Origin of the sequence: Pseudomonas sp. WJP1 (assembly GCF_028471945.1) — a bacterium.
Taxonomy (GTDB): Bacteria; Pseudomonadota; Gammaproteobacteria; order Pseudomonadales; family Pseudomonadaceae; genus Aquipseudomonas.
The window spans coordinates 4,804,292-4,822,093 of sequence record NZ_CP110128.1; the positions used below are offsets into that span (position 1 = coordinate 4,804,292).

Below are 17,802 nucleotides of genomic sequence, written 5' to 3' on the forward strand. Positions count from 1 at the left end.
TCCTTGAATCACTGGCCCCACGAATCACGCAGGGTCACGGTACGGTTGAACACCGGCTGACCGGGTTTCGAGTCCTTGATATCCGCGACGAAGTAACCTTCGCGCTCGAACTGGAAACGGTCTTCCGGCTGTGCGTTGCCCAGCGAAGGCTCGGCACGACAACCGGTGAGTACCTGCAGCGAGTCAGGGTTGATGTTGTCCAGGAAACTGGCGCTGTCTTCGGCCTTCTCCGGGTTCGGCGAACGGAACAGGCGATCGTACAGGCGCACTTCGCACTCGACGCTGGCAGCGGCCGGCACCCAGTGCACCACGCCCTTGACCTTGCGGCCTTCCGGGTTCTTGCCCAGGGTGTCCGGATCGTAGGAGCAGCGCAGTTCGACGATGTTTCCATCGGCGTCCTTGATCGCTTCGTCGGCGCGGATCACGTAGCTGCCACGCAGGCGCACTTCGCCGTTCGGCTCCAGGCGCTTGTAGCCTTTCGGCGGCTCTTCCATGAAGTCTTCACGGTCGATGTAGAGCTCACGGGCGAACGGCAGGACGCGCACACCCATGTCTTCTTTCGGATGGCACGCCAGCTCGAGGTTCTCGACCTGACCTTCCGGGTAGTTGGTGATCACGACTTTCAGCGGACGCAGCACGCACATGGCACGCGGGGCGCTGTGGTCGAGGTCGTCGCGGATGCTGAATTCGAGCATGCCGAAGTCGACCACGCCGTCGGAACGGTTGGTGCCGATCATTTCGCAGAAGTTGCGGATCGATTTCGGCGTGTAGCCACGGCGGCGGAAGCCCGACAGCGTGGACATGCGCGGATCGTCCCAACCGTTGACGTGCTTTTCATCGACCAGCTGCTTGAGCTTGCGCTTGCTGGTGATGGTGTAGTTCAGGTTCAGGCGGCTGAACTCGTACTGACGCGGGTTGGCCGGTACTGGCAGGTTCTCCAGGAACCACTCGTACAGCGGACGGTGGCTTTCGAACTCCAGGGTGCAGATCGAGTGGGTGATGCCTTCGATGGCGTCCGACTGACCGTGGGTGAAGTCGTAGTTCGGGTAGATGCACCACTTGTCGCCGGTCTGGTGGTGATGGGCGTGGCGGATGCGATACATGATCGGGTCGCGCAGGTTCATGTTCGGCGAAGCCATGTCGATCTTGGCCCGCAGCACGCGTGCGCCGTCCTTGAACTCGCCGGCTTTCATGCGGGCGAACAGGTCCAGGTTCTCTTCGACGCTGCGGTCGCGGAACGGGCTGTTCTTGCCTGGCTCGGTCAGGGTGCCACGGTATTCCTTGGCCTGTTCCGGGGTCAGGTCGTCGACATAGGCCTTGCCGGACTTGATCAGTTCGACGGCCCAGTCGTGCAACTGGTCGAAATACTGCGAAGCGTAGCGCACTTCACCGGACCATTCGAAGCCCAGCCATTTGACGTCGCTTTCGATCGCGTCGATGTATTCCTGGTCTTCCTTGGCCGGGTTGGTATCGTCGAAACGCAGGTGCGTGACGCCGCCGAACTCCTGGGCCAGGCCGAAGTTCACACAGATCGACTTGGCGTGACCGATGTGCAGGTAGCCGTTGGGTTCAGGTGGGAAACGGGTAACGATCTGCGTGTGCTTGCCCGAGTCCAGGTCTGCCTGGATGATCGGCCGCAGGAAGTTGACCGGCACGGCAGGGCCGGTCTTGGCATTCGAGGTAGGGTCGACAGTGGGCTTGCTCATAGGATCCTTGAACGTACAAGTGCGTGGCCGTAATGAAGGCCGGACAAAACAAAGCCGCTATCATAGCCGATGCCGTCAAGTACCTGACAGAGCGCACTCTGTAAACCGTCGCATTTAATAGGCCGTAATTGAAAAAACAGCCTCGAAATTCGTGCCTGTCACGCTAAACTGCGCACCTTGGCCGAGACAGGCTGAACCGGTTGCGGGATGGAATGTCCCAAGACCACGAATTCATAAGGTGAGTAACGATCATGACCCAAGTCAAACTGACTACCAACTTCGGCGACATCGTCCTCGAACTGAACGCCGACAAAGCCCCGATCACCGTGGCCAACTTCGTCGAATACGTTAAAGCCGGTCACTACGAAAACACTGTTTTCCACCGTGTCATCGGTAACTTCATGATCCAGGGCGGCGGTTTCGAGCCAGGCATGAAAGAAAAGAAAGACAAGCGCCCAAGCATCCAGAACGAAGCTGACAACGGTCTTTCCAACGACAAGTACACCGTCGCCATGGCCCGCACCATGGAGCCGCATTCGGCTTCCGCCCAGTTCTTCATCAACGTGGCGGACAACAGCTTCCTGAACCACAGCGGCAAGAACGTTCAAGGCTGGGGCTACGCGGTATTCGGTAAAGTGACCGCCGGAACCGACGTTGTCGACAAGATCAAAGGCGTGGCCACCACTTCCAAGGCCGGCCACCAGGACGTACCTGCAGACGACGTGATCATCGAGAAAGCCGAGATCATTGAGTGATACTGCTGATTTCAGACTTGCATCTGGAAGAGGAGCGCCCGGACATTACCCGGGCGTTTCTGGATTTACTCGCCGGGCGCGCCCGTGCGGCGAGTGCACTGTATATTTTGGGCGACTTTTTCGAGGCGTGGATTGGCGACGATGCCATGACGCCGTTCCAGCGCTCCATCTGCCAGGCCCTGCGCGACTTGAGCGACAGCGGCACGGCGATTTTCCTGATGCACGGCAATCGCGACTTCATGCTGGGCAAGGCGTTCTGCAAACAGGCCGGCTGCACCCTGCTCAAAGACCCGAGTGTCGTGCAGTTCAATGGCGAACCCGTGCTGTTGATGCATGGCGACAGCCTCTGCACCCGCGACGAAAGCTACATGAAGCTGCGTCGCTACCTGCGCAACCCGATCACCCTGTTCATCCTGCGTCACTTGCCGCTGCGTACCCGCCACAAGCTGGCACGCAAGCTGCGCAGTGAAAGCCGGGCGCAGACGCGGATGAAGGCCAATGACATTGTCGATGTCACGCCCGAGGAAATTCCGCGGATCATGCAGCAATATGGCGTGAAAACGTTGATCCACGGGCATACCCATCGTCCGGCCATTCACAAGCTGCAGATTGGCGACCTGGCGGCCAAGCGCATCGTGCTGGGGGATTGGGATAAACAGGGCTGGGCGTTGCAGGTCGACGACAGCGGGTTTGCCCTGGCACCGTTCGATTTCACGCCGCCACCGCAACTCGCAGCCCCCACGAACTAACTACCTAGCACACCCCCCTTGTGGGAGCGGGCTTGCTCGCGAAGGCGTCCTGTCAGCCAGCATTTGTATCAACTGACACACCGCTTTCGCGAGCAAGCCCGCTCCCACATTGACCACGCTCTGCATCAATGGCCGCTGGCTTCAGGCCCCGCCTTCGCCGCAAACGGCGGTTTCGCCAGCCATACGATCACGATCAACCCCATGAACGCCCACCCCAGCAAGGTGAAGTAGTCCACAGTGGAGAGCATGTACGCCTGGCTGGTCAACACATGGTCGAGCTGCGCATACGCCGGGTTGCTCGCACCACCCAGCGCATGCAGGGCCTCGCGGGTTGCAGGTTCATAGGTGCTGATGCTTTCGCTCATGTACGCATGGTGCTGGTCCGCCCGGCGAATCCAGATCCACGTGGTCAACGAGGCGGCGAAGCTGCCGCCCAGGGTCCGCAGGAACGTCGCCAGGCCCGCGCCATCGGCGATCTGGCTCGGCGGCAGGTCCGACATCAGTATGCTCAGGGTCGGCATGAAAAACAGCGCCACGCCAATGCCCATGAACAACTGCACCAGGGCGATGTGCTGGAAGTCCACTTCGCTGGTAAAGCCGGCACGCATGAAACAGCTCAAGCCAATGGCCAGGAACGCCAGGCCCGCCAACAAGCGCAGGTCGAACTTGTGCGCGTATTTGCCGACAAACGGCGACATCAGCACCGGCAGGAGCCCGATCGGCGCCACCGCCAGGCCGGCCCAGGTGGCCGTATAGCCCATCTGGGTTTGCAGCCATTGCGGCAGGATCAGGTTGATCCCGAAGAATCCGGCGTAGCCCAACACCAGCACCAGGGTGCCGATGCGGAAGTTGCGGTAGGCGAACAGCCGCAGGTTGACCACCGGGTGTTGGTCGGTCATTTCCCAGATCACGAACACCGCCAGCGCAATCACCGAAATGGCCGCGCCGATGAGGATGAAGCTCGATTCGAACCAGTCCAGGTCATTGCCCTTGTCGAGGATCACCTGCAACGCCCCGACGCCGATGACCAGGGAGATCAAGCCGACGTAGTCCATGGGCTGATAACTGGTCACCACCGGCCGCGCCTTGAGCTGCGAACGCACGACCATGACTGCGAAGATGCCGATCGGCACGTTGATGAAGAAGATCCACGGCCAGCTGTAGCTGTCGGTGATCCAGCCGCCGAGGATGGGCCCTGCAATCGGCGCGACCACCGTGACCATCGCCAGCAACGCCAGGGCCATGCCGCGCCTGGCGGGTGGATAGACGGCGATCAGCAGCGTCTGGGTCATCGGGTACAACGGCCCGGCCACCAGGCCTTGCAGCACCCGAAAGCCGATCAGCTCCGGCATCGAAGTGGAAATGCCACAGAGAAACGAGGCAAGCACAAACAGAATGGTCGCCCACAGGAACAGCTTCACCTCACCGAACCGCCGGCTGAGCCAGCCGGTCAGCGGCAACGCGATCGCATTGCTCACCGCGAAAGACGTGATGACCCAGGTGCCCTGCTCCGAACTCACCCCCAGGTTGCCGGAAATCGTCGGCAGCGCCACGTTGGCGATGGTGGTGTCGAGCACCTGCATGAAGGTCGCCAGCGACAGGCCGATAGTGCTGAGCACCAGGCTGGGGGGCGTGAAAGAGGCGTTATTGCTCATCGCGAATCCTTTGAAACTCGGCTGGCGCCGCTAACCCTGTGGGAGCGGTGTGATGGCGGATCGGCGAATCAGCGATGGGCGGTCTTGCTGACCGCGGCGCTGTTGTCGTGGATCAATTGCGTGATCATGGCGTCGGCCTCGGTCAACTGGCGGTCATAGATGCCGGTGCTGAACGACGCCTTTTGCGGCGGCTGTTGCGCCAGCACCGGGCCGCTCTGGTCGCGCAGGTTCACCTCGACCATGGTCGACAGGCCAACGCGCAGGGGATGTTCGGCCAACTGCTGGGCGTTGACATGGATCCGCACCGGCACCCGCTGCACGATCTTGATCCAGTTACCGGTGGCGTTCTGCGCCGGCAGCAAGGCAAACGCGCTACCGGTGCCGGCGCCAAGGCTGTCGATGGTGCCGCTGTATTTCACACTGCTGCCGTAGAGGTCGGCTTCGATCTCCACCGGCTGGCCGATACGCATATCGCGCAGCTGGGTTTCCTTGAAGTTGGCGTCGATCCACAACTGATCCAGCGGAATCACCGCCATCAGCGCCTCCCCCGGCTGCACCCGTTGCCCCAGTTGCACGGTACGTTTGGCCACGTAGCCGGTGACCGGCGCGATCAGGGTGCTGCGCGCATTGTTCAGATAGGCCTGACGCAATTGCGCCGCGGCAGCCATCACGTCCGGGTGCGATGAAACCACGGTGTCATCGACCAGTGCGGCGGTGGTCTTGAGCTTCTGTTGGGCGTTGGCCAAGGCGTTTTGCGCCGAGGTCAGGTCGTCACGGGCGTGGGACAGTTCCTCCTGGGAAATCGCCCCACCGACGGCGAGATTTTTCCGCCGGTTGAAGTTGTCCTGAGCTTTTTGCACTTCGGCTTGCTGGGCGTTGACCTGGGCTTTCATGCCGTCGACGTCGCTGTACAGGCCGCGAACCTGACGCACGGTGCGGGCCAGGTTGGCCTGGGCGCTTTGCAGGCCGACTTCGGCGTCGTTCGGGTCGAAGTTCACCAGCACCTGGCCTTCGTGGACCAGATCGCCATCGTCGGCGCCGATGCTGACGACGGTGCCGGTGACCAGCGGGGTGATTTCCACCACGTTGCCATTCACATAGGCGTCGTCGGTGCTTTCGCTCCAGCGCCCGTAAAACTCGTGGTAGGCCCAGACGCCCGCGCCGCTCAGCGCGACCACCACGGCCAGGGCCAGCAGCATGAACTTGCGCTTGCCCGAATCGGGATTGACCGGGGTGTTTTCAGCGGTTGGCGTTGTATCGGCAGTGGCCATGACAAATTCCTTGAATTATTGGGTCAGCGTGGCGGGCGCGGCAGTGGCCGAGGCAATCGCCTCAGGCTGAAAACCGCCGCCCAGCGCCTGTATCAGCTGGATCGACAGGTCGATCTGCTCGGCATTCAGGTTGGCCAGCTGGCGCTGGGCCTGGAGCAACTGCTGCTCGATGCTGAGCACGTCCAGGTAGTTACCGATGCCGGAACCGTAGCGCTGGACCACGGTGTTGTAAGAGTCCTGGGCGATGTCGGTGGCGTGTTGCTGGGCCACGATTTGTCGACCGATGTCACGCAGCTGGTTGATGCTGTCGCTGACGTCGCCCAGCGCCCTGACCAGGGTTTTGTTGTACTGCGCCACCGCCAGGTCGTAGTCGGCGTCGCGGGAATCGAGGTCGGCGCGCAGACGGCCACCGTCGAAAATCGGCAGGGAAATCGTCGGCGCGACATTGAAGAAGCGGCTGGCCGAACCAAACATCGCATCCCCCAACAATGATTCGGCACCGGCCGCGGCACTGAGGTTCAAGTTCGGATAGAACTGAGTTTTGCCGGCATCGATATTCTTGCTCGCCGCTTCGACCCGCCAGCGCGCGGCCACCAGGTCTGGCCGACGTCCGAGCAGTTCGGCCGGCAGTACCGACGGCAAGGCCACGGCGCCTGGCTTGAGAATGTTCGGCCGGGTGATTTCATTGCCGCGATCCGGGCCTTTGCCAAGCAGCACGGCCAGGGCGATTTTGGCGCTTTGCAGGCGCTTCTCGGCGTCGATCAGATTGGCTTCGGAGGTGGCTTCCAGGCTTTCGGTCTGCTGGAACTGGTACTGGCTGTCGATCCCGGAACTCAGGCGGCGCTGGCTCAACTCAAGCATTTGCCGGGTGCGCTTGAGGTCTTCGGCGGACAGGTCATGGACGATGTGCGCCTGCCCCAGGTCGCTGTAGGCACGGGCCACATCAGCGGACAAGGTCAATTGCGCGGCCTGCTGGTCGACTTCGGCAGCACGGGCCTGGCCCAGCGCCGCTTCCCAGGCGTCACGCTGGCCGCCCCAGAGGTCGAAGTTGTAATTGAAGATGGCGCTGATGTTGCGCACGGTGGAGTAATTGTCGCCCTGCCCCAGCGGGTCCTGGTCCCGGGCCAGACGCGAACGGCTGACGCCGGCGCTGGCATCCAGGGTCGGCATCCGCGCGGCGTCGGCAGCGTAGGCGGCGGCGCTGGCCTGGTGGGCACGGGCGTCGGCGATCTGCATGTCGGGGCTGTCGTGCAGGGCTTCGCGGATCAGGCCGTCGAGCTGCGGATCACCGAGGCTTTTCCACCAGTCGCTTTTTGGCCAGGCCGCCTGCGACAGCGTCACGCCGCTGAGGGATTGCCCGGCCTTGAGGTTCTTCGCATCGAGGCTGACGCCTTCGGTGGTCAGGCCGCTGTAGCTGGCACAACCGGCCAGGCTCATGGCCAACAGCACCAGGCTCAGGCCGCTGCGCAAGGATTTAATGCTCATTGGTCACCTACCCGCAGCAGGGTGATCGAGTCACCGGCCGCCACCAGGATTTTCTTCAGGATCGACTCCAGGGTTTTTAGTTCTTCCGGAGTGATGGCCCCGGCCAGTTCATTCATGGCTTCGGCGCCGATGTGCGGCAGGCGATCGGCCAGTTTCTGGCCCTCCTCGGTCAGCACCAGCTGCACCTGACGACGGTCCGCCTCGGAGCGCTGGCGTGCGAGGAAACCTTTCTGCTCCAGACGATCGAGCATGCGGGTCATCGAACCGCTGTCCAGGGACAGGTGCCGACACAGCTCACCCGGCGAATCGACGCCGAACTGGGCCATGATGATCAGCACCTTGAACTGCGCCGCGGTGATGCCGTGGGGTTCCATGTGCGTATCGATGATCCGGTCCTTGAGCAACGCCGCGCGCCCGAGCAGGAGGCCGAGGTGGCAATTGTGGAAATCGTCTGGCGTGAAATGCTTCATCTGGACACCAATTAGCTGCCTAAGCAGTGAATGTATGTCGAGATGTTACTGCCTAGGCAGTCAATGTCAACGTAATTGTTAGGTTGCTTAGCAATTACTTGACCAAAGGCGTCGGATATTGGGCTGATTTACCGACCTCATCGCTCGCAAAACCGACGGCACAACTGGAAGCAAAACTACCCAACTGGTTAAACTAAGCCGCCGCGGCTAAAGGAGCCGGACTGAAGATCACGGGGACATCACAGTGGCCGCTCGACCACCCAAACATTCGCGACTCACACCGCGCTGGCCAGCGTTGCGCCGCCTCTTTGGCAAGGTATCGGCCAGGCCCGACAGCCACTGCGCGCATGCGCGGGTCATCCACGACTACTTTCACCGCAAGGCCTGTTCCCAGGGCTACACCCTCAGCCATAGCCAACAACGGGTCATCGACTGCATGGCGCAGCACGCCTCAAAGCTGCTGAGCACCACGGGCAAGACACTGCCCGGGCTTTACCTGCACGGCGCCGTTGGGCGTGGCAAGAGCTGGCTGCTCGACGGTTTTTTCCAGGCGATCCCCCTTGCCCAAAAGCAGCGGCTGCACTTCCACGGTTTTTTTGCCCGCCTGCACGAGGGCATGTTCAGCCATCGCGACCAACCGGATGCGCTGGCGACCACGCTGGATGAATTGCTGAGCGATTGCCGGGTGCTGTGTTTCGACGAGTTTCACGTCCATGACATCGGTGATGCGATGCTCATCACGCGGTTGTTCAAGGCACTGTTCCACCGCGGGATCCTGCTGCTGGTCACTTCCAATTACCCGCCGGAAGGCCTGTTGCCCAACCCGCTTTACCATGCGCGCTTCAAACCGGTGATCGACCTGATCAATGCGCGCATGCAGGTCATGGAAGTCGGCGGGCCCCACGACTATCGCAGCCTCGCCAGAACCCATGCGCACCAGCTGTTCACCCAGGGCCGCTACGTCTGGCCCGCCACGCTGGCGCAACGCCAGGCATCGAACCTTCCGGAGCCGAACGGACCGGCCATTGCCCTGCCCGTTGGCACTCGCCACCTATCGGCCCGCTTCTGCGAAGGACGCACCGTCGGCTTCACCTTCAGCGACCTGTGCGACCACCCCACAGCGGTCATGGATTACCTGGAACTGTGCCGACGCTTCGATCACTGGATCATCGACGACCTGCCCGACCTCGCCGACTGCTCGATTGCCGCCCAGCAGCGCTTCATCAACCTGGTCGACGTTTTGTATGACCAGGACAAGCACCTGACATTGCTGGGCCAGCGCTCCCTGCGCGAAAGTCTGGGCGGTGACGCTATAGACCTGGCGCGTACGCGTAGTCGGTTGGGGCAATTGGTGGAGGTAAGGGAGGGGGTTTGAGTCGGGGCAATTTTCTGGGGATTGAAGAAAAAGATCGCAGCCTGCGGCAGCTCCTGAGCCTCTACCAACGTTGATCCATGCCGCGTCGAAGCTTGTTGTGGGAGATTGTTTTCTGAGTACATATCCGTTGCTGCGGTAACGGCCACTTATGGTTTCGCTCTTATGTATGGACTCGCCCCCACTGGCCACCTGTTTTTCAAACACTGCTACCCGGTTGCATCTATGTATAAGGCCTGTTCGAGGAAGCCCTGTCTGCGGCTTCTGGCCGACATTGGTTGAGCTCGCGGTATGCCGATTACATGCAGGCCTCGAAGGCCGGTAAGAGCGCAGGCATCGATCCGCGACGGTCTGACCTGGGGTCAATGTTTTCTAGCAGGGGCTGAAGCGCCGTGGCGCCCCGGTGGCAGAACGCTTTTGTTCAGTGACTTGGCGCAGCTGGCCGGCCATGGGCCGGTTGGCTGCGGTAAGTCTGCTCATTTTGTAGCAGCACCCAAACGATTCGCAGGTTGCGGTTCGCCAAGCGTATCGCCGCTTCCTTGCGCCCCAGCCGGGCCTGCCACCGTTGCAAGCGACGATCGTCGGGCAGCTCCGAATCCGCGCGCAAATGCCTCAATACCGCGTGAGCACCTTGAACCATCAGGCTGCGCACATAGCTGTCGCCGCGTTTGCTTATCCGGCCCAGGCGAATTTTCTGCCCACTGCTTTTCTGCTCAGGCACCATGCCGAAGTAGGCGGCGAACTGGCGTGCATTGGCGAAGCGCTCAGGGTCGGTCTGCTTGGCCAAAAGCGCAGTGGCGATGATCGGGCCGATCCCGCGCACGGTCATCAGCCGTCGGGCCGTTTTGTCCTCGTTCGCGGCCTTCTCCAGGCGACCGGTCAGGACGTTGACCCGTTCGCCCAGTTGGCGCCACTCACCCAGCAGCTCGTCGATCAGTTCACGCAACATCTCCGGCAACGGTTGAGTGGCATCTTCCAGCACCCGAGGCAGGGTCTGGTTGATCGCCGCATCACCCTGTGCCAGGACAACGCCATGCTCCATCAGCAAACCGCGCATCTGGTTACTCATGGCTGTGCGCCGACGGACATAACCCTGGCGGGCCCGGTGCAAGGCCTGCATGGCCAGTGCGGTGGCGCTTTTGATGGGGACCGCGGCAATTTTGCTGTCGCGCCCGGCACGCAATATGGCCAGTGCATCATTTCGATCATTTTTGGCGCCGCTGCGGTGCAGGGCCACAAGCTGTGCCGGAAGAATCCGCGCCAGATTGCCCTGAGCCTGTAGTTGGCGCGCCCATGCTTGAGCGCCTGGACCTGTTTCCACGAGCACTACTATGCTTGGCGGCAGTTGGCGCAGAAAGGCATGAAAGGCTTCACGCGACTTGATGCGTTCTTCGTAAAGCACTTGGCCAAGAGCGTCTTCGCCTGCCACCTGAAAGACCTGCTTGGCCAAATCGACCGCCACTGTCGTGCAGGCCGACAGATCGCTGGAAGACAAAGACTGTTTAACCGTCGTATGCTTTTTCATGGATTCGCCCTCGCTGTCGGTGGCTTCTTAGACTGCCCCCGTGGCGCATTGACGCCTCGGCGCGGGCGAGTCCATCCAATTACAGCGACTCACTTTTTCAAACGCCAAAAAGTAAGCAAAAGGCTTTGCCCCACCACTCGGTGCCTCGCTTAGGCTCGGCATGCCCTCTCTCCGGCATTGCTCCGTGGGTCGCCGCGATGGGCCATCCATGGCCCAGCGCGGCTAAACCGGCGTCCTGCCGGTTTCCCCACTGCGCAATGCCTGCGTTCGGCCATCGTGGTTAACGGGGCACCCAGATCAAAAGCCAAAGCGAGGCGGCCTGACAGCCGACCTGACTCTTACGGGTGTACCTGATCCCCTGTGGGAGCCAGCCTGCTGGCGATGGTCGCCAACGATAACGTGTCCTGTCTGGATAAAAGCTTCGCCTGGAAGTCCATCGCCAGCAGGCTGGCTCCCACAGTTGGATCGCTGGCCGACCTGCAATCAGGTCGGCTGTCAGGCCGCCTCGCTTTTGCGTTTGATCTTGATCTGGCTTTTGATTTTCTTGCCCCCTCGAGAGGCCGAGTGGAGGTTCTGCGCAGTGGGTAAACCGGCATGGATGCCGGTTTAGCCGCGCTGGGCCAAGGATGGCCCATCGCGGCGGGCCCACGGAGCAGGACCGGAGCGAGGGTACCCCGAGCCTTAGCGAGGGGCCGAACGCCAGGGGCAAGAGCCCTTGGTTACTTGGGGCTTTTCCAAGTGACTCGCTGTAAAAGCGAAACCATAAGCGGCCGTTACCGCAGGAATGGATATGTACGCCTGAACGAGAATGGTCAGCTGTTAGGCCGTCATCGCTGGCAAGCCAGGATCGGGTAAAGTCGAGAGAGATTAGTCGGATGCCAGGCCGCCTTCGCCGGCAAGCCTGGCTACAAGGATGGTTTTTCAGTCGCCGTGAGGGCGCAAATCAACCGGCCAGGCCGACAAACATATCCTGCACGTCGTCATGGTTATCGAGGCCTTCAAGGAACGCTTCGACTTCAGCCATCTGCTCATCGCTCAGGCCGCTGACCGGGTTCTTCGGCTGGTAGCCCAACTTGGCCGACAACACGGTGAAACCTTGCTCAGGCAGGGCTTTCTGTACCGCGTCCAGGTCGGTAGGTTCGGTCAGGAACAGCGTCGCGCCGTCTTCGCCCGGCTCGAAATCCTGGGCACCCGCTTCGATGGCGGCCATTTCCGGATCGGCGTCCGGGGTGTCCGGCGAGGCCTCGATCATGCCCACGTGGTTGAAGTCCCAGGCCACCGAGCCGGAAGCGCCCAGTTGGCCCTTGCGGAAGGCAACGCGGATTTCAGCGACGGTACGGTTGATGTTGTCCGTCACGCACTCGACGATCAGCGGCACCTGGTGCGGCGCGAAGCCTTCATAGGTGACGCGATGGTATTGCACGGTTTCGCCCAGCAGACCGGCACCTTTCTTGATGGCGCGATCCAGGGTTTCCTTGGGCATCGAGGCCTTTTTCGCCTGTTCGACCACCAGACGCAGGTGTGCGTTGGTGGCGGTATCGGCACCGTTGCGCGCAGCAATGGTGATTTCCTTCACCAGTTTGCCGAAGATCTTGCCCTTGGCGTTGGCTGCCGCTTCTTTGTGTTTAACCTTCCACTGTGCGCCCATTACTCACTCTCTTGTCTATGGCGCCGAAACATCTATTGGCCGACGCATGACGCCAAGTTTATACGGCCTAAAGTTGGCAATCGACCAAAAAATCTCAGGCTCATCCACGGATCGACATCTTTACCGATGGTTGTAGGGCGATTCTGAAATTTCGGTTGGCGATGTCCACAAGGCATGCGGGTTTGTACTCTCTGTGGCCGTACTCCATGGCAGAAGCGCGTTCGATGCACAATGACAAGGAAAGTCCCTACACCCTCACACTCCTCGACGACCACCTGAGTTTGCAAGTAGTGCAGTTCAGTGGGCACGAGGCCCTCAACCAACCCTATCGATTCGATATCGAAGTGATCGGCCTGGCACCGGCGCTCAACCTCGAACGGCTGCTGCAACAACCGGCGCTGCTCGACCTGGGACAAGGCCTGGGCATCCATGGCGTGCTGCACAGCGCCAGCTGCGAACATCGGGGGCGCGGCCGGATCGGCTACAGACTGGTCCTGGTGCCCGCCCTTCAAGCGCTGGATCGATACAGATCACGGCGGGTCTTCCAGCGCCTCAGCGTGCCCATGATCCTGCGCCAGCTGCTGGAGGAGCATGACCTGCACGCCGACAGCTATCGCCTGGAACTGGCAGACGGGCATTATCCCCTGCGGCCTTTTTGCATTCAGTACGAGGAAACCGACCTGGCCTTGCTGCAGCGCCTGTGCGAGGAAGAAGGCATTCACTACCACTTCGAACACTCCCGCCACGGGCATGTGCTGGTATTGGCCGACGACAACATGAGTTTTCCCCAAGAGCCGCTGCTGATGCCTTTCCACTGCGATGAATCGGGCGAAAGCACTGCACCTGTGATCAGCGAGCTGTTCCAGCACCATGACTCACAAACCGTTTACCCACGAGTGGAGGCGAAAAATCGCGGTGTCCAGGTCGATGAAGCCGCGGCCAATCACGCCTTTTCCCACACGCCCCGCCCTCCCCAGGAACAGCGCCATCGAGATCAACTCGAGCGCCGCGACCTGCAGCGTATGCGTTGCCAGCAATTGCAGCTTCACGGGCAAAGCAATCAGCCTCTGTTACGCAGCGCATGCATCGTGCAGGTGGCCGACCATCCCGTGCCGGGGTTCAACGACCAGTGGCTGGTCTGCCAGGCGCGGCATCAAGGCCAGCAGGGTTCGATCCTGTCTGAGGACAGCATTGCCCGGCGCTATCGCAATCAGTTCACGGCCATTCCGTGGTCGACAATATTTCGCCCACCCCTGGACCAGGCCAGGCCGCGCATCCCCGGTTTCCAGCCTGCCCGGGTCTGTGGCCTGGCCGGGCAGCAGGCGAAACAGGATGATCAAGGTCGCCTGCAAGTGAGTGTGTGGCCCGATACGAATGTCGATCCCGAGGCGGCCACAGGGCTGTGGCTACCCGTCGCGATGGCAATGCCCCAGGCCCCAGGGCAAGAGATTTCGCTGCCTACGGCGGGCAGCGATGGCTGGGTCAGTTTTCTCGACAGCGACCCGGACCGTCCGGTGTTCTGCGCCAGCAGTGGACAGCGTCGCCGCCCGCCAGCGGTGCGCGCCGACACCCCACGCAGTGACACTCGCCTGCTGCTCGACTGGTTGATCAGTCGTACCGACCCCGCGCCTTGAGCATCAGCCGCGGTTGCCGGATCGGTCAGGTACGCAGGGGTTTGATGATCATCGCCTGGTTCGGTACGCAGGCATGCTGGGTACCCTGGCTCCCGGGGCGGCTGTTCCAGTGCGGGATCAGCACCAGGGCAGAGAACATCGCACAGCCGGCAAAGACGATGAAGACGGTCACGGAGTCGAAGTAGCCTGGCAGCAATCCGCCGAGAATCGCCCCGACCGAACCGCAACCGTTGACGAAACCCGCCGCCGTGGCGCCGGCCTTGGCGGTGCCGAAATCAATGGCGGCCGCGCCGCTGATCATTGAGTCAGGTCCGTAGAGCGTCAGGCCCATGACGAACAGCAGGGCCACCACCAGGACCACACTGCCGGTATGCAGGGCGCCCATGAAGAAGGCTAGCGATACGGTCAGCGCCAACAGGCTGATCACACAGGCCGGCATGCGCCGGGCGCCGAACAGTTTGTCCGAGGCCAGGCCGATCATGATCGGCCCGAGCAAGCCGGCCAGTTCGAACGCGGTGGGAATGATCGCCGCGCCGACCTTGCCCACCGAGGGCATCTGTTCAAAAACGATCACCGGACCCCAGAGCAGAATCGCGTAGCGCGCCGGCTTCAGCATGAAATACGCCAATCCGAGCACCAGCACCGTGCGGTTGCGCAGGATGTCCTTCAACGGCTCCCACAGGCTGATCTTGCTTTGGGCAAGGGCCTCGTCGGCGCTCAGCTCAGGCTCCGGCTCAACGGCCGGCAAGCCGACGTCTTGCGGTTTATTGCGTTGGAAAATAAAAAACAGCACGGCGACCAGCCCAACCACCACCGCACTGGAAATGAACGCCGCATGCCAGCTACCGATCAGCGTATAGGCCCACCAACCGGCAAATGGCGATGCCACCAGGCCGCCGAAGGCGTAGCAGGAACTCCACAATCCCAACACCTGCCCGCGTTGTTGGGCGGGAAAGAAACTGCCAAGGTTCTTGCACAACCCCGACCAGCCGGTGGACTGCGCCAGGCCTTGAATCAGCATGCAGGTAGCGAAGATCGGCAAAGTGGCGAAGCTGCCCATCACCAGCGCCGCCGCCGCGGAAATCAGCAAGCCACCCAGCACCACCACCCGCGGCCCGAAGCGGTCGGCCAGGATGCCCCAGGTGAATTGGCCGATAGCGTAGGCGGTCAGGTAAATCGCGTCGAGGTTGGCCATGGCCATCTTGTCGAGCATGAAGGTCGGATCTTCACCGATACCGAGCTTGGCCACGGAAAACGCTTTGCGGGTGAAGTAGAACGCGGCGTAGGCGAGCCAGGTGATCGCGAAGATCTGCACGCGCCAACGCTTCAGGGTGCCGATGTGCTGGTTCATTGTGGTTCTGACCTCAGGGCCTGAGTGTGCCGGCAGATGTAAAAAAAAACGCCTGTATTCTTATTGTTGAGCACTGCGAAATCGCCTTGTCCCTGTAGGCGATTGCGGTCAGATGAGTCCTGTGGTTATACGTACAGGCTCATGGCACCCGCGCTGTTCGACTGAGCAGTCACGGAGCCTGAGGTGGATAGAAACAATTAATGTTTAATAAGTGAAATCGATTTATCGTATTTCCAAAATAAGCACTGCTTGTTACTGGAGACGCCCATGTCGGTTTCCCACGCCCAACTCAAAGCTTTTCACGCCGTGGCTGTGCATGGAAGCTTCACCAAAGCCGCCGAGCGGTTGTTTCTCACCCAGCCAGCGATTTCCGACCAAGTGCGCAAACTCGAAGAGCGCTACGGTGTGCTGCTGTTCCACCGCAACAAACGCTCGGTGCGCCTCACCGACCTAGGCGAGCGCTTGCTGAGCGTCACCCAGAAACTGTTCGTGATCGAAGCCGAGGCCCAGGAATTGCTGCAGGATTCCCAGGCATTGCAGACCGGTAGCCTGATTCTGGCGGTGGATGCGCCGGTGCATGTACTGCCACAGATCGCCCGGTTCTGCGAACGCTACCCCGGCATCAGCGTGAAGATCGAAACCGGCAACACGGACGAGTCGTTGTTCCGCCTGTTCAACTATCAGGCCGACCTGGCATTGCTCGGTCGCGAGGTCAGCGACGAACGATTGATCTCGCTACCACTGCGCAATGACCCGATGGTGGCGTTCGTGTCGCGCAATCATCCGTGGGCGGATCGCCAATCCATCACCCTTGCAGACCTGGACGACACGCCGCTGGTGTTGCGGGAAATCGGTTCGGTGACCCGCCAGACCCTGGAAGAAGAAATGGCCGGCGCGGGGTTCCGCATTCGCCCGGCGATCGAGGTCGAAGGTCGGGAAGCCGCGCGTGAGGCGGTGGTGGTGGGGATCGGGATTGGCGTGGTGTCGGCGGCGGAATTCGGCGCCGACTCGCGGGTGTGCGCGTTGCCGATCACCGATTGCAAACGGCGGCTGACGGAGACGCTGGTGTGTTTGCGCGAACAGAGCTCGCGGCGGATTGTGGCGACGTTTCTGGAGATGGTGCGCGAAAGTCTGGTGTAGACAGGTCTGGCCCCTTCGCGAGCAAGCCCGCTCCCACAGTGTTTTGCGTCGTAAACACAATGTGTGGCCCACCATAAATCCTGTGGGAGCGGGCTTGCCCGCGATGGCCGCACCTCGGTCTACCTGCCTGGCGCTAGCCCGAAAAACGCCTGAATCAAACGCAAATCCCGCCGCCGCTCCATGCACCCCATCATGTGCCGATTGACCAACCCCTCGCCAATGATCGGCACCGCCGTCACCCGCGGGTCATGGCTGACCTCCACCGACGACACCACGCCCACCCCCAACTCGGCAGCGACCGCCTCGGTCACCGCTTCCCGGCTGTCCAGCTCCAGCAACACCCGCGGATTGACCTTCGCCTGGACGCAGGCGTCATCGAAGGTGCGTCGGGTGATCGAACTCGGTTCACGCAACACCATGATCACCTGGTCCAGCTCCTTGAGCGGCACGCCTTTGGTCCGCCGCGCCCAGGGATGCCCCTCGGGCACCAGCGCGCAAATCCGCGATTCGCTCAGGGCTTGCAAGTGCAGGCCCTTGCGCGGCTCGACCTCGGTCAATACCGCCACGTCGGCATGCTCGGACAACAGCGCCGCCAGGGTTTCCTGGGCGTTACCCAGGCGCAGGTTCACGGTGATGCCGGGATAACGCGCACGCAGGCTCGCGAGCATCGGCATGACCATGTGCGGCCCGTCCGCCGCTACTTCCAGGCGCCCGGTCAGTAACTGCCGGTTGGCCTCCAGCATCGCTTGCGCCTCTTCGGCCAGGCCGAACATCGCCCGAGTGATCGCCGCCAATCGAGTGCCCTCCTCCGTCAGTTCCACCCTGCGGGCGGTGCGGCGCAACAGGGTGATCTGGTAGTGCTCCTCCAGCGCCTTGATGTGCCCGGTGACCGCCGGTTGGCTGATGAACAGTCGAGCAGCGGCGCGAGTGAAACTGCCCTCACGGGCCACGGCATCGAAAGCGCGGAGCTGAAACAGGTTCATGAATAACTCTCACTGATGGCTGGCATAACAACAAACAATTTGATTGATATCTCGGCAA

Annotated in this window: 14 protein-coding genes; 5 read left to right on the forward strand and 9 right to left on the reverse strand. The window is 61.4% G+C overall.

The window, feature by feature from the left end; genetic code table 11:
- Nucleotides 1–8: 8 nt before the first annotated feature.
- Nucleotides 9–1,706, reverse strand: coding sequence for a glutamine--tRNA ligase/YqeY domain fusion protein (locus OH720_RS21590; protein WP_272602840.1), 1,698 nt, complete (start codon nucleotides 1,704–1,706; stop codon nucleotides 9–11).
- A gap of 251 nt (nucleotides 1,707–1,957) precedes the next feature.
- On the opposite strand from OH720_RS21590, the gene OH720_RS21595 reads away from it, so the two are divergent.
- Entirely contained in the window at nucleotides 1,958–2,461 is a 504-nt protein-coding gene (locus OH720_RS21595) for a peptidylprolyl isomerase (RefSeq protein WP_008001184.1), read from the forward strand.
- Nucleotides 2,458–3,210 carry a UDP-2,3-diacylglucosamine diphosphatase gene (gene lpxH / locus OH720_RS21600; RefSeq protein WP_272602841.1) on the forward strand — a complete coding sequence of 251 codons (753 nt, stop codon included), beginning with the start codon at nucleotides 2,458–2,460 and terminating at the stop codon, nucleotides 3,208–3,210. Before OH720_RS21595 ends, lpxH begins: the two co-directional genes overlap by 4 nt.
- A 125-nt stretch (nucleotides 3,211–3,335) precedes the next feature.
- Here the strand turns inward: lpxH and OH720_RS21605 are convergent, their stop codons facing one another.
- The 4 genes from OH720_RS21605 to OH720_RS21620 form a co-directional block, all read right to left on the reverse strand.
- On the reverse strand, nucleotides 3,336–4,865 hold the full coding sequence (locus OH720_RS21605; protein ID WP_272602842.1) for a DHA2 family efflux MFS transporter permease subunit: 1,530 nt from the start codon (nucleotides 4,863–4,865) through the stop codon (nucleotides 3,336–3,338).
- A gap of 68 nt (nucleotides 4,866–4,933) precedes the next feature.
- Entirely contained in the window at nucleotides 4,934–6,136 is a 1,203-nt protein-coding gene (locus OH720_RS21610; RefSeq protein ID WP_272602843.1) for an HlyD family secretion protein, read from the reverse strand.
- Between the two features lie 15 nt (nucleotides 6,137–6,151).
- On the reverse strand, nucleotides 6,152–7,621 hold the full coding sequence (locus OH720_RS21615; protein WP_272602844.1) for an efflux transporter outer membrane subunit: 1,470 nt from the start codon (nucleotides 7,619–7,621) through the stop codon (nucleotides 6,152–6,154).
- Nucleotides 7,618–8,091, reverse strand: a complete 474-nt coding sequence (locus OH720_RS21620) for a MarR family winged helix-turn-helix transcriptional regulator (RefSeq protein ID WP_272602845.1) — start codon at nucleotides 8,089–8,091, stop codon at nucleotides 7,618–7,620. Before OH720_RS21620 ends, OH720_RS21615 begins: the two co-directional genes overlap by 4 nt.
- A 244-nt stretch (nucleotides 8,092–8,335) precedes the next feature.
- Between OH720_RS21620 and zapE the strand changes: the two genes are divergently transcribed.
- Nucleotides 8,336–9,466: a cell division protein ZapE gene (zapE, locus tag OH720_RS21625; protein ID WP_272602846.1), complete on the forward strand. Its 1,131-nt coding sequence runs from the start codon at nucleotides 8,336–8,338 to the stop codon at nucleotides 9,464–9,466.
- A gap of 418 nt (nucleotides 9,467–9,884) precedes the next feature.
- Here the strand turns inward: zapE and OH720_RS21630 are convergent, their stop codons facing one another.
- Nucleotides 9,885–10,943: an IS110 family transposase gene (locus tag OH720_RS21630; protein WP_272606494.1), complete on the reverse strand. Its 1,059-nt coding sequence runs from the start codon at nucleotides 10,941–10,943 to the stop codon at nucleotides 9,885–9,887.
- A gap of 988 nt (nucleotides 10,944–11,931) precedes the next feature.
- Nucleotides 11,932–12,636: a YebC/PmpR family DNA-binding transcriptional regulator gene (locus tag OH720_RS21635; protein WP_008063883.1), complete on the reverse strand. Its 705-nt coding sequence runs from the start codon at nucleotides 12,634–12,636 to the stop codon at nucleotides 11,932–11,934.
- A gap of 224 nt (nucleotides 12,637–12,860) precedes the next feature.
- Here OH720_RS21635 and OH720_RS21640 point away from each other — a divergent pair, with 224 nt between their 5' ends.
- Nucleotides 12,861–14,270, forward strand: coding sequence for a type VI secretion system Vgr family protein (locus OH720_RS21640; RefSeq protein ID WP_272602847.1), 1,410 nt, complete (start codon nucleotides 12,861–12,863; stop codon nucleotides 14,268–14,270).
- A gap of 25 nt (nucleotides 14,271–14,295) precedes the next feature.
- On the opposite strand, the gene OH720_RS21645 is transcribed toward OH720_RS21640, so the two are convergent.
- Nucleotides 14,296–15,621, reverse strand: coding sequence for an MFS transporter (locus OH720_RS21645; RefSeq protein ID WP_272602848.1), 1,326 nt, complete (start codon nucleotides 15,619–15,621; stop codon nucleotides 14,296–14,298).
- Between the two features lie 267 nt (nucleotides 15,622–15,888).
- On the opposite strand from OH720_RS21645, the gene OH720_RS21650 reads away from it, so the two are divergent.
- The gene (locus OH720_RS21650; protein WP_272602849.1) at nucleotides 15,889–16,761 is read left to right on the forward strand and encodes a LysR family transcriptional regulator; all 873 of its coding nucleotides are present in this window, start codon (nucleotides 15,889–15,891) and stop codon (nucleotides 16,759–16,761) included.
- A 119-nt stretch (nucleotides 16,762–16,880) separates the two neighbouring features.
- Here the strand turns inward: OH720_RS21650 and OH720_RS21655 are convergent, their stop codons facing one another.
- Nucleotides 16,881–17,744 carry a LysR substrate-binding domain-containing protein gene (locus tag OH720_RS21655; RefSeq protein ID WP_272602850.1) on the reverse strand — a complete coding sequence of 288 codons (864 nt, stop codon included), beginning with the start codon at nucleotides 17,742–17,744 and terminating at the stop codon, nucleotides 16,881–16,883.
- Nucleotides 17,745–17,802: the final 58 nt, after the last annotated feature.